Raw genomic sequence first — 23541 nt, forward strand, 5'->3', positions numbered from 1 at the left:
ACGACTTCGCAGCCGTCTTGCTTCTTTACGTTCATCAGACAATCTGTGTGAGCACTGCAAAGGCAGGTTCTTTAAGGTAAGGAGGTGATCCAACCGCAGGTTCCCCTACGGTTACCTTGTTACGACTTCACCCCAGTCATGAATCACAAAGTGGTAAGCGCCCTCCCGAAGGTTAAGCTACCTACTTCTTTTGCAACCCACTCCCATGGTGTGACGGGCGGTGTGTACAAGGCCCGGGAACGTATTCACCGTAGCATTCTGATCTACGATTACTAGCGATTCCGACTTCATGGAGTCGAGTTGCAGACTCCAATCCGGACTACGACGCACTTTATGAGGTCCGCTTGCTCTCGCGAGGTCGCTTCTCTTTGTATGCGCCATTGTAGCACGTGTGTAGCCCTACTCGTAAGGGCCATGATGACTTGACGTCATCCCCACCTTCCTCCAGTTTATCACTGGCAGTCTCCTTTGAGTTCCCGGCCTAACCGCTGGCAACAAAGGATAAGGGTTGCGCTCGTTGCGGGACTTAACCCAACATTTCACAACACGAGCTGACGACAGCCATGCAGCACCTGTCTCAGAGTTCCCGAAGGCACCAATCCATCTCTGGAAAGTTCTCTGGATGTCAAGAGTAGGTAAGGTTCTTCGCGTTGCATCGAATTAAACCACATGCTCCACCGCTTGTGCGGGCCCCCGTCAATTCATTTGAGTTTTAACCTTGCGGCCGTACTCCCCAGGCGGTCGACTTAACGCGTTAGCTCCGGAAGCCACGCCTCAAGGGCACAGCCTCCAAGTCGACATCGTTTACGGCGTGGACTACCAGGGTATCTAATCCTGTTTGCTCCCCACGCTTTCGCACCTGAGCGTCAGTCTTTGTCCAGGGGGCCGCCTTCGCCACCGGTATTCCTCCAGATCTCTACGCATTTCACCGCTACACCTGGAATTCTACCCCCCTCTACAAGACTCTAGCCTGCCAGTTTCGAATGCAGTTCCCAGGTTGAGCCCGGGGATTTCACATCCGACTTGACAGACCGCCTGCGTGCGCTTTACGCCCAGTAATTCCGATTAACGCTTGCACCCTCCGTATTACCGCGGCTGCTGGCACGGAGTTAGCCGGTGCTTCTTCTGCGAGTAACGTCAATCACTGTGGTTATTAACCACAATGCCTTCCTCCTCGCTGAAAGTACTTTACAACCCGAAGGCCTTCTTCATACACGCGGCATGGCTGCATCAGGCTTGCGCCCATTGTGCAATATTCCCCACTGCTGCCTCCCGTAGGAGTCTGGACCGTGTCTCAGTTCCAGTGTGGCTGGTCATCCTCTCAGACCAGCTAGGGATCGTCGCCTAGGTGAGCCGTTACCCCACCTACTAGCTAATCCCATCTGGGCACATCTGATGGCAAGAGGCCCGAAGGTCCCCCTCTTTGGTCTTGCGACGTTATGCGGTATTAGCTACCGTTTCCAGTAGTTATCCCCCTCCATCAGGCAGTTTCCCAGACATTACTCACCCGTCCGCCACTCGTCACCCGAGAGCAAGCTCTCTGTGCTACCGTTCGACTTGCATGTGTTAGGCCTGCCGCCAGCGTTCAATCTGAGCCATGATCAAACTCTTCAATTTAAGTTTGATGCTCGTGAATTAAACTTCGTAATGAATTACGTATGTTCACTCAGAGACTTGGTATTCATTTATTGTCCGAAGACATTAAGAATCCATGTCACTTTGAGTGCCCACACAGATTGTCTGATAAATTGTTAAAGAGCAGTGCAACGCGGCTTTCGCTCACCGTTGCGAGGTCCCGTATATTACGTTTTCCTCATTCAGAGTCAAGCGATTATTTTCACTTTTCTCTGCCGGCGTTCATCGCTGAACCCCGCTGACCCGGCGGCTTGCGTGCCGTTGTTCCGTGTCAGTGGAGGCGCATTATAGGGAGTTCTCCGGCGCTGACAAGTGCAAAATTAAAAAAAACGTCTAACCGTCTCTTTTTTGCGCAAAACAGTGCTACAACGCCAGTTTTTCGAGCGTTTCGAAGCCATAGCGATGCAAAACGGGTAAAAGTTGATCAGTTTCCGGAGTCAATGCCATGCAATAAGCGATATTCGCATCGGCAGATTTCGCATCTGGAGCTTCATGTTCAAGCAGCCATGCCGTGCGACGGGCAATTGCCGCTCCCGAATCCACCAGCCGGGTACCTTCCGGAAGTACGGCAAGCAGCTCTTCCTGTAAAAGCGGGAAATGCGTGCAGCCCAGCACGACCGTATCCGGCGGCTCCGCCATTCGCAGCCATGGACGCAGAATACGACGCAGCTCTTCCAGCGATACTGCCTGGCCATGCAGCTTAGCTTCGGCCATCTCAACCAGCTCAGCAGAACCTAACATCGCAATCTGGCATTCATTAGCAAAGCGCTCGATCAGTTCGCGGGTATAAGGACGCTTAACCGTGCCGCGCGTCGCCAGCAGACCGACCACGCCATTCGCCGTCAGGCGCGCGGCAGGTTTAATCGCCGGAACCACGCCGACAACCGGGAACGGGAATTTTTCACGCAGTGCCGGAAGGGAGACCGTACTGGCGGTATTGCAGGCAATCACCGCCAGTGCGAGAGGGTATTGCTGTTGAACGGCGGTAACGATCTCAACGACGCGTTCGACAATAAACGCTTCGCTCTTTTCACCATACGGAAAAGCCACGTTATCGAATGCATAGATATAATGAAGATCCGGCAGAAGTTGCCGAATCTCATCATAGACTGAAAGCCCACCGACACCGGAGTCAAACACCAGTACGGTGGGACGTGGGTCAGAAGGTGTAGCTGCCAGACAAGGTGTATTCCCGTCCTGCAGTTTCGTAGCCATAAACTGTCTCGTAGTCTTTATCGAACAGGTTGGCTATTTTACCACGAACTGTAAGGTGAGAGGTGACAGGATATGAAACGGCGAGATCCCACAGGCTTACGCCGCCCAGTTTCACGCGCTCTGAAGTAAAGGTATTCGGATCGTACGCCACGTCATAACGGGTTCCCAGGTAGCGGTATGCCAGATTCCAGTCGAGATCCCACACCTGCATGTCCAGCTGATATTTCACCTGCTGCTTCGAACGGCGGGCAAGCACTTCATTCGTTTTCGCATTGCGTGGATCGACGTAGTCATAGGAAACCTGATGGCCTACCGGGCCGGTATCAAACTGCGCCGTCGCTTCGATACCTTTAATACGCGCTTTATCGACGTTGTAATAGCGGAAAGTACGCGGGTCGCTGCTAATCAGGTTGTCGATATCGTTACGATAACCAGACACACGCCAGTTCACCGGGCCGGTCAGCCCCTCGAAGCCGCCCTCCCACTGCTTGCTCTCTTCCGGTTTCAGATCCGGGTTGCCATAGCTCGCGCTGTGGATCTGGCTCATGGTCGGCGCTTTATAGGCCGTGCCGTAGGAAGCGATGATGCGGTAACCGTCGATGAACTCCCATCCGGCGCTGGTCTGCCAGGTGTTATGGTTACCAAAGTTAGAGTTGTCGTCATTACGCGCGGCGGCCTCCAGGGTGACGCTATCGAACTGCTGCAGGGCAGACAGGAACACACCCGTGTTGCGCTGCTCATAGCCTTTATCCAGATAGCCCGTTCCCGCCTGGGTTTTTTGTTTCTGCCAGTCCAGACCGGCGCCGATATTGCCGTGGCCCACCGTGACGGTGTTCATCCACTGGGCGGTGTACTGCTTAACGTCATCCGTGGTGGCAGAGGACGCATAGCGGCCTTTGCTCGGATCGTAGTTCTGGTCTTTGCTACGACCGTAACCGGCCACCAGCTGTGTCTGGTAAATTCCCTGGTTATAGCGCAGGCCGGTGTCCCAGTTCTGGCTGTAAAGCTGACGGGTATCAGGCAGGCCATCGACCATAAAGTTGTCGTCGTAGTGCTCATAGCCGTCATACGCCGTACGGTTGTCATAGCCAAGACCACGCACGAAGCCGCTCAGGTTGTCGGTAAGCTGCTGCTCAACGGAGCCAAACAGCGACTTACTCATAAAGCCGTCACGGTCGGGCTGGCGCGGGGCATCTGCCGCATCGATATCAAAGCCGCGGGTATAGGTATAGTTGCCGCCCAGGGTAATTTTGGTTTTATCCAGCACCTGCTGGAAGGAGCCATCGTAGGATTGATACCCTTTCGATCCCACGCTGGCGGTAATTTCAGCGCCGGGCTTATCACGGCCAGTAATAATGTTAATCACGCCGCCAATCGCATCCGAACCATACAAGGCTGAGCGCGGACCACGGATGTACTCGACACGTTGAATGAGCGAAACAGGGATTTGGCTGAGGTCCGGCGAGTTACTGATCCCGGCGTTGTTCAGCGGAATGCCGTCAATCAGTACCAGAACGTGACGGGATTCCGTGCCGCGAATAAAAGTAGACGAGTTGGCACCCATCCCACCGCTTTGAGCAATATCAACGCCCGGTAAACGCGACATCACCTCAACGACGCTTTTTGCCTGCCAGCGCTCGATGTCTTCGCGGGTCACGACAGAGCTTGGGGCCAGAACGGTATTAGCAGGCTGTGCAACACGGTTTGCCGTCACCACCAACGAGTCTGCGCCATCCTGCGCCCAGCCCGAAAATGCCGTGACGGAAAGCGCCGTCAACAGCGATACTTTTTTAATCATTGTAAAAGCATCCACAATATAAGAAGGATGCCGCAGGCCTCATCCATAGCACGCGATGATGAAACCAAATGCGACGTGATCCCGGCAGGTCTTCGGGCTAGGTGGCGTTTACTGGATGACGACTTCCCATTTTCACAGTGTCTGTTAACTCATCCCGCCAGTCTTTACCGCTGCGCGTCAGCTCCAGATTTGCACTGGATTCCCTTTTCACTCATAAGAGACCGGAAACATAATGCTACATTTAGACACGTATAGATGTCCAGACTGCCGTTAACCAATAGGGCTGGACATCCCCTGCACAATCCCTACAATCCCCGCGTAATTCATCATCAACAGGAAGCATCATGACTCCAGAACACCTCCCGACAGAACAGTACGACGCGCAACTGGCAGAGAAAGTCGTCCGCCTGCAAAATATGATGACGCCTTTTGCTGCGCCTGCGCCTGAGGTGTTCCGCTCCCCTGTCAGCCATTACCGTATGCGCGCCGAGTTCCGTATCTGGCATGACGGCGACGACCTGTACCACATCATTTTCGATCAGCAGACTAAAAGCCGTATCCGCGTGGACAGTTTCCCGGCGGCGAGCGAGCTGATTAACCAGCTGATGACGCTGATAATGGACGGCGTGCGCAATAATCCCCTGTTGCGCCATAAGCTGTTCCAGATTGACTACCTGACCACCCAAAGCAATCAGGCCATCGTCTCGCTGCTGTACCATAAGGCACTGAATGATGAGTGGCGCCAGGCAGCAGAAGCCCTGCGCGATGCGCTGCGTGCGCAAAACATTAACGTGCATCTGATTGGCCGCGCGACTAAAACCAAAATCGCGCTGGATCAGGATTACATCGATGAACGCCTGCCGGTAGCCGGGAAAGAGATGGTCTATCGCCAGGTTGAGAACAGCTTTACACAGCCGAATGCCGCCATGAACGTGCAGATGCTGGAGTGGGCGCTGAAGGCCACCGAAGGTTCAACCGGCGATCTGCTGGAGTTGTACTGCGGTAACGGCAACTTCTCCCTGGCGCTGGCGCGTAACTTTGAACGTGTCCTGGCCACCGAAATTGCAAAACCATCGGTCGCCGCTGCGCAATACAACATCGCGGCGAACCACATTGATAATGTGCAGATCATTCGTATGTCGGCGGAGGAGTTTACTCAGGCGATGAACGGCGTGCGGGAATTTAACCGTCTGCAGGGGATCGATCTGAAGAGCTATCAGTGTGAGACCATTTTCGTCGACCCGCCGCGCAGTGGGCTGGACAGCGAAACTGAAAAGATGGTGCAGGCGTACCCGCGTATTCTTTATATCTCCTGTAACCCGGAAACCTTATGCAAAAACCTGGAAACATTAAGCCAGACGCACAAGGTTGAACGTCTGGCGTTGTTCGATCAGTTCCCGTACACGCACCATATGGAGTGCGGGGTATTACTGACGGCTAAAAACGCGTAAGCCGGATAAGCGAAGCGCCTTCCGGCGCTTTCTGGCAGGTGGCGCTACGCTTACCTGCCCTACAAAACAGAACCGTTACTCTGGCAGCTGCTGCTTACGGTTACGCATTTTAAAGCCAATCCAGAACACCAGCGCCACCGACAGCACAGCCGGCAGGAAGTTAGAGCCAATGTCCGGGTACTCAGCGCGCACCACGGTGCTATACAGCAGGACGCCCAGAACAAAGAACGCTGCCGACAGCGCCGGTAAGCCTACCGGCATGGTGCGATTCTGATAACGCTGATGCAGGCAGTACACCGTCAGCACCAGAGAGATCATCGGGAAAACCGAGAACGGTACAATAGAGCTAAAAATTGCTGCAAACGTACCGTTAATGGATAAGCCAGCGATCAATGCCAGCAACAATGTTCCTTTATCCTGTCCTGTCTGTTTCATTACTCACCTTTCACTCATCGGATTGATGCGCCAGTTTTTCTTGTTCACGGCGATACCAGTAATAAGCCCCTTTAGAGATCATCCGCAGTTGCAATACCAGTCGCTCTTCGAGTTGCTTGCGTTGTTCAACGCTCACATCCAGTGCTTCGGCGCCCGCACTGAAGACTATTGTTACCATCGCCTCGGCCTGCGCCTCAGTGAAGGCGCGCGGCATATGGTTTTCGAGTTCAAGATAGTCGGCAAGTTCCGCAATAAAATGCTGAATCTCCCGGGCCACAGCGGCACGGAATGCTGCCGAGGTGCCAGAGCGTTCCCGTAACAATAAACGAAACGCGTTGGGATTATTGCCGATAAACTCCATAAAAGTGGAAACGGAGGTGCGGATCACGCTGCCCCCTTTAGCGATACGCTGACGCGCCTGGCGCATCAGCTGGCGCAGCATCAGCCCGCTCTCGTCCACCATGGTCAGACCCAGTTCATCTACGTCACGGAAATGACGATAGAAAGAGGTAGGCGCAATCCCGGCTTCGCGTGCGACCTCACGCAGGCTCAGACTGGCAAAACTTCGCTCAGCACTCAGTTGACTGAATGCGGCTTCCACCAGCGAACGCCGGGTTTTCTCTTTTTGTTGTGCTCTTACGCCCATCACGATAGTTGAATCCTTCCAAAGGCCCGCTGGCACTATACCAGAGAATAAAATTAATCGGTTTACCTGGCTTACAGAATGAAGGTTTCCCTGTGGTTTGTGCTCCACCACGCGAAAAGAGCACAACGATAATTGGGTTATCCCGCCAATGATGTTACTATTCTGTTGCTTTTATGTATAAGAACAGGTAAGCCTTACCATGTCACATTCCTACGATTACGACGCAATAGTTATTGGTTCCGGCCCCGGCGGCGAAGGCGCTGCTATGGGACTGGTTAAACAGGGAGCCAGAGTAGCGGTTATCGAGCGCTACCATAACGTTGGCGGCGGCTGCACCCACTGGGGCACCATCCCTTCCAAAGCCCTCCGCCACGCCGTCAGCCGCATTATTGAATTCAACCAGAACCCTCTTTACAGCGATCACTCCCGTCTCCTTCGTTCCTCATTCGCCGATATTCTCAATCACGCTGATAACGTGATTAATCAGCAGACGCGGATGCGCCAGGGGTTTTATGAGCGTAACCACTGCGAAATTCTGCAGGGCAGCGCGCATTTTGTGGATGAACATACGCTGGCGCTGGAGTGCCATGACGGTTCTGTTGAGACGATCACCGCAGAAAAATTCGTTATCGCCTGCGGCTCGCGTCCTTATCGTCCGGCCGATGTCGATTTCTCTCACCCGCGCGTTTACGACAGTGACTCCATTCTGAGCCTGCATCATGAGCCGCGCCACGTGCTGATCTACGGTGCCGGGGTGATCGGTTGCGAATATGCCTCTATCTTCCGCGGTATGAACGTGAAGGTCGACCTGATTAACACCCGCGACCGTCTGCTGGCCTTCCTCGATCAGGAGATGTCCGACTCGCTCTCGTACCACTTCTGGAACAGCGGCGTGGTAATTCGCCACAACGAAGAGTACGAGAAGATCGAACCCTGCGATGATGGCGTCATCATGCATCTGAAGTCCGGCAAAAAACTGAAAGCAGACTGCCTGCTGTACGCTAACGGCCGTACGGGTAACACCGATTCGCTGGCGCTGGAGAACATCGGTCTGACCACCGACAGCCGCGGGCAGATCAAGGTGAACAGCATGTACCAGACCGCCCTGCCGCATATCTATGCCGTAGGGGATGTGATTGGCTACCCAAGCCTGGCATCAGCGGCTTACGACCAGGGGCGCATTGCGGCTCAGGCGCTGGTGAAAGGTGAGGCGACGGCGCATCTGATCGAAGATATTCCTACCGGCATTTACACCATTCCGGAAATCAGCTCAGTCGGAAAAACCGAACAGCAGCTGACGGCCATGAAGGTGCCTTACGAGGTGGGTCGTGCCCAGTTTAAACATCTGGCGCGGGCGCAAATCGTGGGGATGAGCGTGGGTACGCTGAAGATTTTGTTCCACCGCGAGACGAAAGAGATCCTCGGCATTCACTGCTTCGGTGAACGTGCGGCGGAAATCATTCATATCGGCCAGGCGATCATGGAACAAAAAGGTGGTGGTAACACCATCGAATACTTTGTTAATACCACCTTTAACTACCCGACCATGGCAGAAGCCTATCGGGTAGCGGCGCTGAACGGCTTAAACCGCCTGTTTTAAGGTACTGTCGAAATGGCCATCCATTGCACCACGGATGGCCTCTGCCAGCTGCTCATAGCGGCTGCGCAGCGGTGAACCCGGGCGATAAACCAGACCAATGGTACGACGCGGCTCCGGCTTGATGCAGGGCAGATAGACCACGCCATCACGCCTGCGCTCGCGCGGCACGGCCAGCGCAGGCAGCAGCGTAATACCGCTTCCCGCCGCCACCATGTTACGCAGCGTTTCCAGGCTGGTTGCGCGGAAGTGGGTATCTTCATCAGCGCCTGCTTCAAAACAGAAGCCCATTGCCTGATCGCGCAGACAATGACCATCTTCCAGCATCAGCAGCTTTTCACCGGCCAGATCGGCCATCGGGACGCGATCGCGGCTCGCCCACGGATGATCTTCATAGATCGCCAGCATCATCGGCTCATCAAACAGCGGCACTTCGATAAAAGCTTCGCTCTCTTTAACCAGTGCCAGAATGGCACAGTCGAGCTTGCCGCTATCCAGCTGCGCCAGCAGCTGATGGGTTTGCGCTTCATGCAGGTACATTTCGAGCTTAGGGAAAGTCTGATGCAGCATCGGAATGATGTGCGGCAGCAGGTACGGGCCAACGGTTGGGATCAGGCCAATATGCAGCGGGCCGGACATGGTCTCCCCCTGCTGGCTTGCCATTTCCTTGAGCACTTTGACCTCGCGCAACACGGTGCGCGCCTGATCCACCAGCAGCAGTCCTGCCTGGGTGAACAGCACTTTACGACTGGTGCGCTCCAGCAGCATTACGCCAAGCTCGTCTTCCAGCTTACGGATCTGACCGCTAAGGGTAGGCTGACTGACGTGGCAGGAATCTGCCGCGCGGCGAAAATGGCGATGTTCGGCTAACGCCACCAGGTATTCAAGATCACGAATATTCATTATTCATCCTCCGTCGCCACGATAGTTCATGGCGATAGATAGCATAGCAATGAACGATTATCCCTATCAAGCGTTCTGTTGAATAATGCATCACAGAGACGAGGCGGCACTGATTACCCTTGAAGTCCTGTCCCGTCTCACGAGTTTCTCAAAACTCGAACAACTAAAGCCAACGTGAACTTTTGCGGACCCCGTGGTCCGCTTTTTTTTGCGTAAAAAAAACCGAGGGAAAAGCAAAATGGCAACCGAAGTTGCCATTTTTAGTCTTTGCTCCCTCTCCCTGTGGGAGAGGACCGGGGTGAGGGCGCCAGCCCGCACAAATCAAACTAACCGGTTTTTCGCATCCGCGATGGCTTGCGCCACCTGCTTCGGCGACACGCCGCCTTTCGCCGCACGTTTATCCAGGCACGACTGCAGCGCCAGGATCGGATACACATCATCCCCAATCACGCTGCTGAATTTCTGCAGATCGGAAAGCGGCAGGTCTTCCAGGGCTTTGCCCTGACGAATGGCTTCGACCACCGCTTCACCCACAATATGGTGCGCTTCACGGAAGGGTACACCTTTGGCCACCAGATAATCCGCCAGCTCGGTAGAGTTAGCGTAACCCTGCTGAGCCGCTTCCTGGCAGCGAGGACGTTTAACCTGAATGCCGTCCAGCACCAGAGCGGCCATATGCAGACAGTCCAGCCAGGTGTCGAGCGCGTCGAACAGGCCCTCTTTGTCTTCCTGCATATCTTTGTTATACGCCAGCGGCAGCCCTTTCAGGGTCATCATCATGCCGGTCAGGGCGCCCTGCACACGGCCGCACTTGCCGCGGATAAGCTCCAGCGCATCCGGGTTTTTCTTCTGCGGCATCAGGGATGAACCGGAGGTCACGCGATCCGACAGCTCAACGAACCCGGCTTCACCCGAGTTGAAGAAGATCAGGTCTTCGGCGAAGCGCGACAGGTGCACCATGCCGATAGAGGCATTCGAAAGCAGCTCCAGCACGTGGTCGCGATCGGACACGCTGTCGAGGCTGTTGCGTGTAGCAGAGGCAAAGCCCAGCCAGCCCGCCAGCTGTTCACGGTCGATTTCATACGCAGTACCGGCCAGCGCGCCGCTGCCCAGCGGGCTGACGTCCAGACGCTTTAAGGTATCCTGCAGACGACTTTCGTCACGCGCCAGCATCTCAACGTAGGCCAGCGACCAGTGGGCAAAGGTGACAGGCTGCGCACGCTGCAGGTGGGTATAGCCCGGCATGACCGCATCCTGGTTGTTCTGCGCGGTATCCACCAGCGCGCTCTGCAGCTGACGGTTAGCCGCCAGCAGTTCCACGACGGTATCCTTGCACCACAGCTTCAGATCGGTCGCCACCTGGTCGTTACGGCTCCGGCCGGTATGCAGCTTTTTACCCAGCTGGCCCACTTTATCGATGAGCTTCCCTTCCACCCAGCTGTGAATATCTTCCGCGTCGCTTTCAAGAATTTGCTGCGGGTTAAGGCGCACCTCTTCCAGCAGATTGTTCAGCGCCTCTTCCAGCTGCAGCTGTTCGTCTGCAGTCAGAACGCCAACGGTGACCAGCGCTTTGGACCAGGCCACAGAGCCGACGATATCCTGTTCGGCCAGGCGGTAGTCGAAGCGCAAAGAGTCATTGAACTGTTTGAACCGTTGATCCGCTGCCTGTGTAAAACGCCCACCCCAAAGTGCCATAACATGCTTCCTTAATATCTTTGAATTTCATTGCCCGGTGGCGCTGCGCTTACCGGGCCTACAAAAACCGTGAATCTATTACGCCAGAATACGCGTGCCAATCGGCGTGCCGTTAAACAGCGCCGGGAGCTGCTCCGCGTGGCGCCAGGAGGCGATATCCACCGGACGACCCAGCGCGCGCGCCGCATCCAGCGCGGCGTTCACTTTCACGATCATGCCATCGGTAATGATGCCCTGAGCGATCAGCTGCTCGGCCTTCGCCGCGGTCATCTCCGCGATGCGCTGCCCTTTGCCGTCCAGAATCCCGCTTACGTCAGAGAGCAGAATCAGGTCTGCGCCCAGAGTCGCGGCCAGCGCGGTTGCTGCCTGATCCGCATTGACGTTCATCAGTTGGCCCTCTTCGGTCACGCCGATAGAGCTCACTACCGGCAGGAAACCACCCGCCAGCAGCGTGTTAATCAGTTTTGGCGATCCCGGCTGTGCCAGCCCAACGTGGCCAAGCTCTTCGTCGAGCTGGGTTACTTTGACGCTGTCGCCATCCCCCAGGTAGAGCCCCACGGAAGCGATATGGTGCTTCTTCGCCCATGCCAGCAGGGTTTTGTTAGCCGTTCCCGCCAGTGCGCCGGTAATGATGTCAATCTGATCGGCAGGCGTCACACGCAGGCCGTTCTTCTTTTTCACCGGCAGATTCAGGCCTTTCATTAACTCATCCACCACACATCCGCCACCGTGAACGATCACCAGCGGACGTTGATGTGATTCGCGATAGTTGACCAGCGCGTTAAACAGACGCTCCAGCGCCTCTTCGCTGTCCAGCAGTACACCACCAAGCTTGATAATTAATGGGTTCATCATCACACCTTAAATAAGAGACTGCGTCTCAGCATAGCCAAAACGAATATTTGCGCACTGCATTGCCTGGGCGGCTGCGCCTTTGAGTAAGTTATCTTCTGCGGCCACCACAATCAGGTGCTCGCCCTGCACGGCAAAGCCAATATCGCAGAACGGCAGGCCAACCACGTTTTTCAGCGCCGGCACGCCTTTGTCATACAGACGCACCAGCGGTTTATCCGCATACGCCTGGGTAAAGACCGCATTTACCTGGTCTTTGGTGACGCCCGGCTTCAGGCGGCAGGTGATAGTTTCGAGGATCCCGCGCGGGAAGCTGCCCAGATGCGGAGTGAAAATAACGTCCGCACCCAGGTGGGTAGTAATTTCCGGGTGATGGCGGTGGTTGAACACACCATACGGCTGAAGGCTCACTTCACAGAAGCTGTTGGAGATCGCCGCTTTACGCCCCGCCCCGCTCACGCCGCTGGTGGCGTTGATCACCGGCCACTGGTTCAGATCCAGCAGACCGGCGTCGATCAAGGGTTTCAGGGAGAGCTGCGCTGCCGTTGGGTAGCAACCCGGTACGGCTACCAGGTTCGCTTCTTTCATCGCATCTGCGCTCCACTCCGCAAGGCCGTACACCGCTTTTTCAAGTAGATCCGGATGCTGATGGGTGAAGCCGTAATATTTTTCATAAAACGCGGCGTCGTTCACACGGAACGCACCGGAGAGATCGAATACCACGCAACCGGCCGCCAGGAACTGCGGCGCCAGATCGTGGCTGACTTCGTGAGCGGTGGCTAAAAACACCACGTCCACGCCGTCGGTAAACTCGCTGATATCCGACATTGGCTGCAATGGCAGATCGACAATCCCTTTAAGTTGCGGATGTAAATCGGAAATTAACTTTCCTGCATCATTGCTTTGCGCTGAGACAGTCAAAGCGGTTATGGTCATATGAGGATGGCGATTCACGTAGCTTACAAGCTCTGCGCCCGCATAACCGCTAGCGCCTACAATCAGCGTATTCAACATCGGGTTCCTTTATGCTCAACGTTAATGTATTTTTATTCACATTTATTGCATGAATATTGATACTATCACGACCTAAGGTGTGTCAACAATGAAAATGAATTTACCGCCATTTATCGAGATCTACCGCGCCCTGATTGCCACGCCGTCCATCAGCGCAACGGAAGAAGCGCTGGATCAGAGTAATGAGACTTTAATCAATCTGCTGGCGGGGTGGTTCAGCGATCTCGGCTTTAAGGTGGAGGTTCAACCGGTACCGGGAACCCGTAACAAATTTAACCTGCTCGCCAGCACCGGTCAGGGGGCGGGTGGTCTGCTGCTGGCGGGACACACCGACACCGTTCCGTTTGACGATGGCCGCTGGACGCGTGACCCGTTTACGCTGACCGAGCACGACAACAAGCTCTACGGGCTGGGTACCGCCGACATGAAAGGCTTCTTCGCCTTTATCCTCGACGCGCTGCGTGACGTTGACGTGACAAAACTGAAAAAGCCGCTCTATATTCTGGCCACCGCCGACGAAGAGACCAGCATGGCGGGCGCCCGCTATTTCTCTGAAAACACGGCAATTCGTCCGGATTGCGCGATTATCGGTGAGCCAACCTCCCTGCAACCGATCCGTGCACACAAAGGCCATATCTCTACGGCAGTGCGCGTGCTGGGCCAGTCCGGCCACTCCAGCGATCCGGCGCGCGGCGTTAACGCCATTGAGCTGATGCACGACGCCATCGGTCGTATCATGACGCTGCGTGACGATTTGAAAGAGCGCTATCACTACGACGCCTTCACCGTACCGTATCCAACGCTGAACCTCGGTAGCCTGCACGGCGGCGACGCGTCTAACCGTATCTGCGCCTGCTGTGAACTGCATATGGATATCCGTCCGCTGCCGGGCATGACCCTGAGCGATCTGAATGGTTTACTGACCGAAGCGCTGGCACCGGTTAGCGAACGCTGGCCGGGCCGTCTGACGGTATCCGACCTCCATCCGCCGATCCCGGGTTATGAGTGCCCACCGGACCACCAGCTGGTGGAAGTGGTGGAAAAACTGCTCGGCGAGAAAACCGACGTGGTGAACTACTGCACCGAAGCGCCATTTATTCAGACCCTGTGCCCGACCCTGGTGCTCGGCCCGGGCTCCATCAACCAGGCCCACCAGCCGGATGAGTACCTGGAAACACGCTTTATCAAGCCTACCCGGGAGCTGATTACCCAGGTTGTGCATCACTTCTGCTGGCATTAATGACGCTTCCCCTCTCTTCGGAGAGGGGAAAATCTCGCGATCTTCGTCACATTCTCATAAGCATCTCTTATCTGACGCAAAGCGAATTAAATTTCGTAAATTGCCCGCATTTATTCGTTTGCTGAACCGTTTTCGCAGCAATTGACGACGGGGGTTTTACGTGGCTTTATAAAGGGAGATGACAAAATAATGTCCGTGAGATGTCTGGCAGGGCATAAACAAAAATGATGGGGTGACTGGGTTTTTATGAACGAACAATATTCCGCGTTGCGTAGTAATGTCAGTATGCTCGGCAAGGTGCTGGGAGATACCATCAAGGATGCGTTGGGCGAGAACATTCTCGATCGCGTTGAAACAATCCGTAAGCTGTCTAAATCTTCCCGCGCAGGCAACGAAGCCAATCGTCAGGAACTGCTCACCACCCTGCAGAACCTCTCCAATGACGAACTGCTGCCTGTGGCCCGTGCTTTCAGCCAGTTTCTGAACCTGGCGAATACCGCCGAGCAGTATCACAGCATTTCGCCGAATGGCGAAGCGGCAAGCAACCCGGAAGTGATTGCCCGTACGCTCAGAAAACTCAAGGACCAACCCGATCTTAACGAAGCCACCATCAAAAAGGCCGTCGAGTCCCTGTCGCTGGAGCTGGTGCTCACCGCCCACCCGACCGAGATCACCCGTCGTACCCTGATCCACAAAATGGTGGAAGTGAACAACTGCCTGAAGCAGCTGGATAACAAAGACATCGTTGATTATGAACGTAACCAGCTGATGCGCCGTCTGCGCCAGCTGATTGCCCAGTCCTGGCATACCGATGAAATTCGTAAGCACCGCCCAAGCCCGGTAGATGAAGCCAAGTGGGGCTTTGCGGTGGTGGAAAACAGCCTGTGGGAAGGGGTACCTAACTACCTGCGCGAGCTGAATGAGCAACTGGAAGAGAACCTCGGCTATCGCCTGCCGGTGGATTTTGTGCCGGTCCGCTTCACCTCCTGGATGGGTGGCGACCGCGACGGCAACCCGAACGTGACTGCCGACATCACCCGCCACGTGCTGCTGCTGAGCCGCTGGAAAGCCACCGACCTGTTCCTGAAAGACATTCAGGTGCTGATCTCTGAGCTGTCGATGGTTGAAGCCACACCGGAGCTGCGCGAGCTGGCCGGTGAGGAGGGTGCCAGCGAGCCGTACCGTTACCTGATGAAAAAGCTGCGCAGCCAGCTGCTGGCGACCCAGGCCTGGCTGGAAGCGCGCCTGAAAGGCCAGCGCCTGCCGAAGCCGGAAGGTCTGCTGAGCCAGAACGAGCAGCTCTGGGATCCGCTGTATGCCTGTTATAAATCGCTGCAGGCTTGTGGCATGGGCATCATCGCCAATGGCGAATTGCTCGACACCCTGCGTCGCGTGAAGTGTTTTGGCGTGCCGCTGGTGCGTATCGATGTACGTCAGGAAAGCACCCGTCACACCGAAGCGCTGGGCGAGCTGACCCGTTACCTTGGCATTGGCGACTATGAAAGCTGGTCAGAAGCGGACAAACAGGCCTTCCTGATCCGCGAGCTGAATTCCAAACGTCCTCTGCTGCCGCGCAACTGGGAGCCAAGCAACGAAACCCGCGAAGTGCTCAACACCTGCAAAGCGATCGTTGATGCGCCGAAAGGATCGGTAGCCGCCTATGTGATCTCCATGGCGAAAACCCCGTCCGACGTGCTGGGTGTTCATCTTCTGCTGAAAGAAGCCGGCATCGACTATGCCCTGCCGGTGGCCCCGCTGTTCGAAACCCTGGATGACCTGAACAACGCCAACGACGTAATGACCCAGCTGCTGAACATCGACTGGTATCGCGGCTTTATTCAGGGCAAACAGATGGTGATGATTGGCTATTCCGACTCCGCCAAAGACGCGGGCGTGATGGCAGCATCCTGGGCGCAGTACCAGGCGCAGGACGCGCTGATTAAAACCTGCGAGAAAGCGGGTATTGAGCTGACGTTGTTCCATGGTCGCGGCGGCTCTATCGGCCGTGGCGGCGCGCCAGCGCATGCGGCGCTGCTTTCCCAGCCCCCGGGTAGCCTGAAGGGCGGTCTGCGTGTCACCGAACAGGGCGAGATGATCCGCTTCAAATACGGTCTGCCGGAAGTGACCATCAGCAGCCTGTCGCTGTACACCAGCGCTATTCTGGAAGCCAACCTGCTGCCACCGCCGGAGCCGAAAGAGGCCTGGTGCCATATCATGGACGAGCTGTCAGATATCTCCTGCGATCTGTATCGCGGCTACGTGCGTGAAAACAAAGACTTCGTGCCTTACTTCCGCTCGGCCACACCTGAGCAGGAGCTGGGTAAACTGCCGCTCGGATCCCGTCCGGCCAAGCGTCGTCCGACCGGTGGCGTTGAGTCCCTGCGTGCCATCCCATGGATCTTCGCGTGGACGCAAAACCGCCTGATGCTTCCGGCCTGGCTAGGTGCCGGTGCCGCCCTGCAAAAAGTGGTGGATGACGGTAAGCAGAGCGAACTGGAAACCATGTGCCGCGACTGGCCATTCTTCTCCACCCGTCTGGGCATGCTGGAGATGGTGTTCTCCAAAGTCGACCTGTGGCTGGCGGAATACTACGATCAGCGTCTGGTGAAACCGGAGCTGTGGAAACTGGGTACCGAACTGCGCGAACTGCTGGAAGGCGACATCAAAGTCGTGCTGGCTATCGCCAACGACTCTCACCTGATGGCTGACCTGCCGTGGATTGCGGAGTCTATCCAGCTGCGTAACATCTACACCGATCCGCTGAACGTTCTGCAGGCCGAACTGCTGTACCGTTCGCGTAAAGCGGAAGAAGAGGGTCAGGAGCCGGATCCACGTGTGGAACAAGCGCTGATGGTGACCATCGCGGGCGTTGCGGCGGGGATGCGTAACACCGGTTAATCCCCTTTGCCGGGTGGCGCTTACGCTTACCCGGCCTACAAAGCGCTTTTCGTAGGCCTGGCAGGCTCAGCGTCGCCGGGCGATACTTCGGTACTCCGGCCATGCTCCACGACATCACCTCCATTCTGACCGATCTGATCGCCGGCACATTGCCGCTGGGTCAGGTGCATTTCGCCTCTCCGACCGAACCGCTCCCCCAGGCATTCCCTCGCCTTGTAATTTTTCTTGAAGGCGAAACGCATGACGCCGTGTTTTCTTCGGTCGGGTTTATGGATGACCTTCGCTCCGCTACCCTGCTCAGCATCAGTTTCGGGAAGCAGCAGCTGACTCTTCAGGTCCAGCGCGACGACAACGTGTTGCGCCAGCAGCAGGTCGCCAGACGCGGGCCCAGAGTCGGTGCATTTCTGCTGCAAACCCTCGCTGAACTGCACATGCAGCCGGACGAGCAGGCCACGGCCAGACTGGTGGTCTTAAGTCTGCTCAGCCACTGCCGCGATCTGTTGGGCAGCGATATTCACACCGCCTCCCGCAGTCGGGCGCTGTTTGAAGCCATCCGGAGCTATATCGACGAACACCATGCCTCCCCCCTCACCCGCGAGTCGGTGGCGCAGGCGTTTTATATTTCACCTAACTACCTTTCTCACCTTTTTCAAAAGACCGGCAGCGTTGGGTTTAATGAATACCTGACCAGAACCCGTCTCGAACATGCCCGGCATTTGCTTAAAGGCTATGACCTGAAAATTAAAGACGTCGCCGCGCGCTGCGGCTTTACCGACAGCAACTACTTCTGTCGGCTGTTTCGCAGGCACACGGAACGCTCGCCTTCAGAATATCGCCGCCAGTATCACAGCCAGCTGACCGCCAGAAAGTAGCACTGTGATCGTCCTCTCAGTTCGCTGAGGACCTTACATTTGTCCAGTATTTGGCAAAATTGACCTCTGGTTCCCGCCGTCAGGCCCGCCGTATCCTTAATTCATACCCGCTGACTTAAGGAAAAATAATGGAACTGTATCTCGATACCGCCAACGTGGCGGACGTTGAACGCCTCGCCCGCCTCTTCCCCCTTGCGGGCGTCACCACCAATCCGAGCATTATTGCTGCCAGCGGCGAACCCCTCTGGGATGTCCTGCCTCGCCTGCAGAAAGCCATCGGCCCTCAGGGCACCCTGTTCGCCCAGACCATGAGCCGCGACGCCGAAGGTATGGTTGTCGAAGCCAGACGCCTGCGCGACGTCATCCCCGGTATCGTGGTGAAAATCCCGGTTACCGCTGAAGGGCTTGTCGCCATCAAAACCCTTAAAAAAGAGGGCATCACTACCCTCGGCACCGCAGTTTACAGCGCCTCACAGGGTTTGCTGGCGGCGTTAGCCGGGGCGAAGTACATCGCGCCGTACGTTAATCGCGTGGATGCCCAGGGCGGGGACGGCATCCGCACGGTGCAGGAGCTGCAAAGCCTGCTGGAACTGCATGCGCCGGACAGCATGGTGCTGGCTGCCAGCTTTAAAACCCCGCGTCAGGCGCTGGACTGCCTGCTCGCCGGCTGTGAAGCGATCACCCTGCCCACTGATGTAGCGCAACAACTGCTCAATACGCCGGCGGTAGAGTCAGCCATAGACAAGTTTGAGCAGGACTGGAAAAACGCGTTTGGTAGCCTCAACCTGTAAAGGAGACATAGGATGGATCGTATTATTCAATCGCCCGGCAAATACATTCAGGGTGCAGATGTGCTCTCACGCCTCGGTGATTACCTCAAACCGCTGGCCGCGCGCTGGCTGGTAGTGGGCGATAAATTTGTGCTGGGTTTTGCCGAAGAGACGCTGCGCCAGAGTTTCAAACAGGCGGAACTGTATGTAGAAATCGCCCCCTTTGGCGGCGAATGTTCACAGAACGAGATCGACCGGCTGCGTCAGTTGGCGAATAGCGCCGACTGCCAGGCAATCCTTGGCATCGGCGGCGGTAAAACGCTGGATACCGCTAAAGCGCTGGCGCACTTTATGGATGTGCCGGTCGCTATCGCTCCGACTATCGCCTCCACCGATGCGCCCTGCAGCGCCCTTTCCGTGATTTATACCGATGATGGCGAATTTGATCGCTATCTGATGCTGCCGCACAACCCGAACATCGTGATTGTCGATACCAGAGTGGTAGCGGGGGCGCCTGCGCGTCTGCTGGCGGCCGGTATCGGCGACGCGCTGGCAACCTGGTTTGAAGCCCGCGCCTGCTCGCGCAGCGGTGCAACAACCATGGCGGGCGGCAAATGCACGCAGGCGGCGCTGGCGCTGGCCGAGCTTTGCTACAACACGTTGGTTGAAGAGGGCGAAAAAGCGATGCTGGCGGCTGAACAGCATGTCGTCACGCCTGCGCTTGAGCGCATTATTGAAGCCAACACCTATCTGAGTGGCGTCGGGTTTGAGAGCGGTGGCCTGGCAGCGGCACACGCCATTCACAACGGTCTGACCGCCATCCCGGATGCCCACCATTACTATCACGGCGAAAAAGTGGCCTTTGGCACCCTGACCCAGCTGGTGCTGGAGAATGCCCCGGTTGAAGAGATAGAAACCGTTGCGGCGCTCTGTCACAGCGTTGGGTTGCCCATCACGCTTGCCCAGTTGGATATCAAAGAGGATATTCCGGCCAAAATGCGTCTGGTCGCGGAGGCGGCGTGTGCCGAAGGGGAGACTATTCACAACATGCCGGGCGGCGTGTCGCCGGATCAGGTGTATGCGGCGCTGCTGGTTGCCGACCAGTACGGTCAGCGTTTCCTGCAGGAGTGGGAGTAGCCATTATTGCCGGGTGGCGGCTGCGCCTTACCCGGCCTACAAAACCCACAGGCCCGTGCAAGCGAAGCGCTACCGGACAAAAAATCCCCGCCGAAGCGGGGATTTTTCTTTTACAGCAGATCAAACCGGTCGAGGTTCATCACTTTCACCCATGCCGCGACAAAGTCGTTCACGAACTTCTCGTGAGCATCGCTGCTGGCGTAAACCTCTGCCAGAGCGCGCAGCACGGAGTTAGAGCCAAACACCAGGTCGGCACGGCTCGCCTGGTATTTTACTTCACCACTCACGCGGTCGCGGCCTTCAAACAGCTCGCTGGATTCATCGGTGGCTTTCCACTGCGTGCCCATATCCAGCAGATTGACGAAGAAGTCAGTGCTGAGTACGCCCACGCGATCGGTAAAGACGCCGCTCTTGCCGCCATCGAAGTTGGCTCCCAGCACGCGCAGCCCGCCCAGCAGCACCGTCATCTCTGGCGCGGTCAGCGTCAGCTGCTGCGCTTTATCAATCAGCAGTGATTCGGTGGTCGACACGTCGATAGCCGCACGGTAGTTACGGAAGCCATCGGCAGCTGGCTGCAGCAGCGAGAACATCCCGATATCGGTCTGATCCTGACGCGCATCAACACGGCCTGGCGTAAAGGGTACGGTGATGTTGAAGCCAGCCGCTTTCGCCGCCTGCTCGACGCCCACCACACCGGCCAGCACGATGATGTCCGCCAGCGATGCTTTGTGGGCAGATTTATAAATGCCTTCCAGCACCGGCAGAACGCGGGCCGCGACGGCGTTCACATCCCAGCTGCGCTGCGGCGCCAGTGCCAGACGTGCGCCGTTGGCGCCGCCACGCTTGTCGCCGCCGCGGAAGGTGGAGGCCGAGGCCCATGCCACGGAGACCAGCTCACTCACCGACAGCCCGGAGGCCGCAATGTCCTCTTTCAGGCTCTGGATATCTTCTGCGGTCGGGTGGAAGAAGGGCTGCGGCAGCGGATCCTGCCAAATCAGCTCTTCTTTCGGCACTTCCGGTCCGATATAACGGGAGATCGGCCCCATATCACGGTGAGTCAGTTTGAACCACGCCCGGGCGAAGGCTTCGTTGAAGGCCTGCGGATCGTTCAGGAAGCGGCGGGAGATCTTGTCGAACTCAGGATCGAACCGCAGCGTCAGGTCGGTAACCAGCATGGTCGGCTTACGTTTTTTAGACGGGTCGAACGGATCGGGCATGATTTCCGGCGCGTTGACCGCTTCAAACTGAATCGCCCCGGCCGGGCTGCGGGTTTGCACCCAGTCGTATTTGTAGAGGTTCTCGAAGAAGTAGTTACTCCACTGGGTCGGCGTCTGCGACCAGATCACCTCCAGGCCGGAGGTAATAGCGTCCGCTCCGATACCGGTGCCGTGGGTGCTGGCCCAACCCAGCCCCTGAGCCTCAAGCGGGCCCCCTTCCGGATCGACACCCACATGGCTGGCTTTCCCTGCCCCGTGAGTTTTACCCAGCGTATGGCCACCTGCGATCAGCGCGACGGTCTCTTCATCGTTCATCCCCATGTTGCCGAAGGTGGCGCGAATAGCCGCCGCCGCCGACAGCGGCTCGCCGCTGGCATTTGGCCCTTCCGGGTTAACGTAGATCAACCCCATCTCGGTAGCTGACAGCGGATTCTTCGCCAGCGCTTCTGGGTCACGATGGGTTAACCAGGCTTTTTCATCGCCCCAGTTAACGTCCAGATCCGGTTCCCACACGTCTTCACGTCCGGCGCCAAAGCCAAAGGTTCTGAAGCCGGAGTTTTCCAGCGCCACGTTGCCCGCGAGAATAAACAGGTCAGCCCAGGAGATTTTCTGGCCATATTTTTGCTTGATCGGCCACAGCAGACGACGCGCCTTATCGAGGCTGACGTTATCCGGCCAGGAGTTGAGCGGAGAGAAACGCTGTTGGCCACGGCCCGCGCCGCCGCGTCCGTCCACTGCACGATAGGTACCCGCGCCGTGCCACGCCATACGAATGAACAGACCGGCATAGCTGCCCCAGTCCGCAGGCCACCACGGCTGTGAATCGGTCAGCAGAGCTTTAAGATCGCCTTTCAGCGCAGAGTAGTCGAGTTTGCTGAACTCTTTGCGGTAATTGAAATCTTTGCCCAGGGGATTAGAACGTTCGGAATGCTGATTAAGAAGGTCGATACGAAGTTGTTTAGGCCACCAGTCCCGGCTGTTGGTACCGGCACCCGCACTCTTGTCATAAGAGCCCTGGTGGAAAGGGCATTTACCTGCATTCTGTTTATCGTCGGACTGACTCATCGCTCTGCTCCCTATATGGTTTTACCGTTAGGATATACACCACCAGGAACAAGAGATAATTGAAACGATCCACAGATTTGATAGTTAATTCCTGTTAAGGGTACCGTTCGAACAATAAACCCTCACTTATGTGAGGGCTTTATAGTCACAGGCCCGGGCGAACTCCCAGCGTATGGCAAATTGCGTAGCTCATTTCGGCGCGGTTAAGGGTATAGAAATGGAAATCTTTCACCCCTTCGCGGCTGAGAATTTTCACCATGTCCATAGCGATATTGGCGCCCACCAGCTTGCGGGTTTCGGCATCATCGTCCAGACCTTCATACATTTTTGCCATCCACAGCGGGATACGCACGTTGGTCATGTCGGCAAATTTCTTCGCCTGTTTGAAGTTAGAGACCGGCAGGATCCCCGGAATAATTTCCACGTCGATACCCGCTGAAACGCAGCGGTCACGGAAGCGCAGATAGCTTTCAACATCAAAGAAGAACTGGGTGATGGCGCGGTTGGCACCGGCATCCACTTTGCGTTTCAGGTTGAGCAGATCCGCCTGGGCGCTTTTCGCTTCCGGGTGAACTTCCGGGTACGCCGCGACGGAGATATCGAAGTCACCGACCTCTTTCAGCAGGGCAACCAGATCGGTGGCGTACATCTCCGGCTTACCGCTGCCTGGCGGCAGGTCGCCGCGCAGCGCCACGATATGACGGATACCGTTGTTCCAGTAATCCTGGGCGATGGCGCGCAGCTCATCACGGGTGGCATCAATGCAGGTCAGATGCGGGGCCGCTTCCAGACCGGTACGGTCCTTAATGCCTTTAATGATGCTGTGCGTGCGGTCGCGCTCGCCGGAGTTGGCGCCGTAAGTTACGGAGACAAACTTTGGCTTCAGGCTGCTCAGGCGATCGATAGAGGCCCACAGGGTCTGCTCCATTTCACTGGTGCGCGGCGGGAAAAATTCAAAAGAGACGTTAATCTGGCCGTTTACTTCAGCCAGGCTCTGATTCAGTGCTTCCCGCTGGTTGGCGTGAAAAAAGCTCATACCTTACCTCATCAATCGCGTGTCGTTGTTTGTTATGTTTCGAACTTCTATACGTTTAGACGTCC

General features: G+C 56.3%; 17 protein-coding genes, 1 rRNA gene and 1 riboswitch. Of the genes, 7 read left to right on the top strand and 11 right to left on the bottom strand.

Features of this window, described 5'->3' with window-relative positions; translation table 11 throughout:
• Positions 1-77: 77 nt before the first annotated feature.
• From NB069_RS21420 to btuB, 3 genes are all read right to left on the bottom strand, one after another.
• A 16S ribosomal RNA gene (locus NB069_RS21420) occupies positions 78-1617 on the bottom strand.
• A gap of 381 nt (positions 1618-1998) precedes the next feature.
• On the bottom strand, positions 1999-2850 hold the full coding sequence (gene murI, locus NB069_RS21425) for a glutamate racemase (RefSeq protein WP_250586579.1): 852 nt from the start codon (positions 2848-2850) through the stop codon (positions 1999-2001).
• On the bottom strand, positions 2795-4648 hold the full coding sequence (gene btuB, locus NB069_RS21430) for a TonB-dependent vitamin B12 receptor BtuB (protein WP_250586580.1): 1854 nt from the start codon (positions 4646-4648) through the stop codon (positions 2795-2797). The genes murI and btuB overlap by 56 nt, the downstream gene beginning before the upstream one ends.
• 66 nt (positions 4649-4714) lie before the next feature.
• Positions 4715-4889: riboswitch (cobalamin riboswitch) on the bottom strand.
• 103 nt (positions 4890-4992) lie between these two features.
• Between btuB and trmA the strand changes: the two genes are divergently transcribed.
• Entirely contained in the window at positions 4993-6099 is a 1107-nt protein-coding gene (gene trmA, locus NB069_RS21435) for a tRNA (uridine(54)-C5)-methyltransferase TrmA (protein ID WP_250586581.1), read from the top strand.
• A gap of 75 nt (positions 6100-6174) precedes the next feature.
• Here trmA and NB069_RS21440 read toward each other — a convergent pair whose 3' ends face one another.
• The gene (locus NB069_RS21440; RefSeq protein WP_032615232.1) at positions 6175-6534 is read right to left on the bottom strand and encodes a YijD family membrane protein; all 360 of its coding nucleotides are present in this window, start codon (positions 6532-6534) and stop codon (positions 6175-6177) included.
• Between the two features lie 10 nt (positions 6535-6544).
• On the bottom strand, positions 6545-7183 hold the full coding sequence (fabR, locus tag NB069_RS21445) for an HTH-type transcriptional repressor FabR (protein ID WP_032615233.1): 639 nt from the start codon (positions 7181-7183) through the stop codon (positions 6545-6547).
• Between the two features lie 196 nt (positions 7184-7379).
• On the opposite strand from fabR, the gene sthA reads away from it, so the two are divergent.
• Positions 7380-8780, top strand: coding sequence for a Si-specific NAD(P)(+) transhydrogenase (gene sthA, locus NB069_RS21450; RefSeq protein ID WP_138370873.1), 1401 nt, complete (start codon positions 7380-7382; stop codon positions 8778-8780).
• On the opposite strand, the gene oxyR is transcribed toward sthA, so the two are convergent.
• The 4 genes from oxyR to argC form a co-directional block, all read right to left on the bottom strand.
• Positions 8763-9680 carry a DNA-binding transcriptional regulator OxyR gene (oxyR, locus tag NB069_RS21455; protein WP_250586582.1) on the bottom strand — a complete coding sequence of 306 codons (918 nt, stop codon included), beginning with the start codon at positions 9678-9680 and terminating at the stop codon, positions 8763-8765. The genes sthA and oxyR overlap by 18 nt on opposite strands.
• 321 nt (positions 9681-10001) lie before the next feature.
• A complete protein-coding gene (gene argH / locus NB069_RS21460) occupies positions 10002-11375 on the bottom strand; it encodes an argininosuccinate lyase (protein WP_250586583.1) in 1374 nt (457 codons plus the stop codon).
• Positions 11376-11453: 78 nt separating this feature from the next.
• The gene (gene argB, locus NB069_RS21465) at positions 11454-12230 is read right to left on the bottom strand and encodes an acetylglutamate kinase (RefSeq protein WP_250586584.1); all 777 of its coding nucleotides are present in this window, start codon (positions 12228-12230) and stop codon (positions 11454-11456) included.
• 6 nt (positions 12231-12236) lie between these two features.
• A complete protein-coding gene (gene argC / locus NB069_RS21470) occupies positions 12237-13241 on the bottom strand; it encodes an N-acetyl-gamma-glutamyl-phosphate reductase (RefSeq protein ID WP_250586585.1) in 1005 nt (334 codons plus the stop codon).
• Positions 13242-13329: 88 nt separating this feature from the next.
• Here argC and argE point away from each other — a divergent pair, with 88 nt between their 5' ends.
• From argE to gldA, 5 genes are all read left to right on the top strand, one after another.
• A complete protein-coding gene (gene argE / locus NB069_RS21475; RefSeq protein ID WP_250586586.1) occupies positions 13330-14481 on the top strand; it encodes an acetylornithine deacetylase in 1152 nt (383 codons plus the stop codon).
• A gap of 246 nt (positions 14482-14727) precedes the next feature.
• Complete coding sequence (gene ppc / locus NB069_RS21480) at positions 14728-17379, top strand: phosphoenolpyruvate carboxylase (RefSeq protein WP_250586587.1); 2652 nt, start codon at positions 14728-14730, stop codon at positions 17377-17379.
• Between the two features lie 101 nt (positions 17380-17480).
• Positions 17481-18251 (top strand): helix-turn-helix transcriptional regulator, encoded by a 771-nt coding sequence (locus NB069_RS21485; RefSeq protein WP_250586588.1) that lies wholly within the window; start codon positions 17481-17483, stop codon positions 18249-18251.
• Between the two features lie 128 nt (positions 18252-18379).
• Complete coding sequence (gene fsa / locus NB069_RS21490) at positions 18380-19042, top strand: fructose-6-phosphate aldolase (protein ID WP_250586589.1); 663 nt, start codon at positions 18380-18382, stop codon at positions 19040-19042.
• A 12-nt stretch (positions 19043-19054) separates the two neighbouring features.
• On the top strand, positions 19055-20158 hold the full coding sequence (gene gldA / locus NB069_RS21495) for a bifunctional L-1,2-propanediol dehydrogenase/glycerol dehydrogenase (RefSeq protein ID WP_250586590.1): 1104 nt from the start codon (positions 19055-19057) through the stop codon (positions 20156-20158).
• A 110-nt stretch (positions 20159-20268) separates the two neighbouring features.
• On the opposite strand, the gene katG is transcribed toward gldA, so the two are convergent.
• A complete protein-coding gene (katG, locus tag NB069_RS21500; RefSeq protein WP_250586591.1) occupies positions 20269-22440 on the bottom strand; it encodes a catalase/peroxidase HPI in 2172 nt (723 codons plus the stop codon).
• A gap of 145 nt (positions 22441-22585) precedes the next feature.
• On the bottom strand, positions 22586-23476 hold the full coding sequence (gene metF / locus NB069_RS21505; protein WP_039032119.1) for a methylenetetrahydrofolate reductase: 891 nt from the start codon (positions 23474-23476) through the stop codon (positions 22586-22588).
• Between the last annotated feature and the right edge of the window lie 65 nt (positions 23477-23541).

The organism is Leclercia adecarboxylata, from assembly GCF_023639785.1.
GTDB classification, from domain to species: Bacteria; Pseudomonadota; Gammaproteobacteria; order Enterobacterales; family Enterobacteriaceae; genus Enterobacter; species Enterobacter adecarboxylatus_D.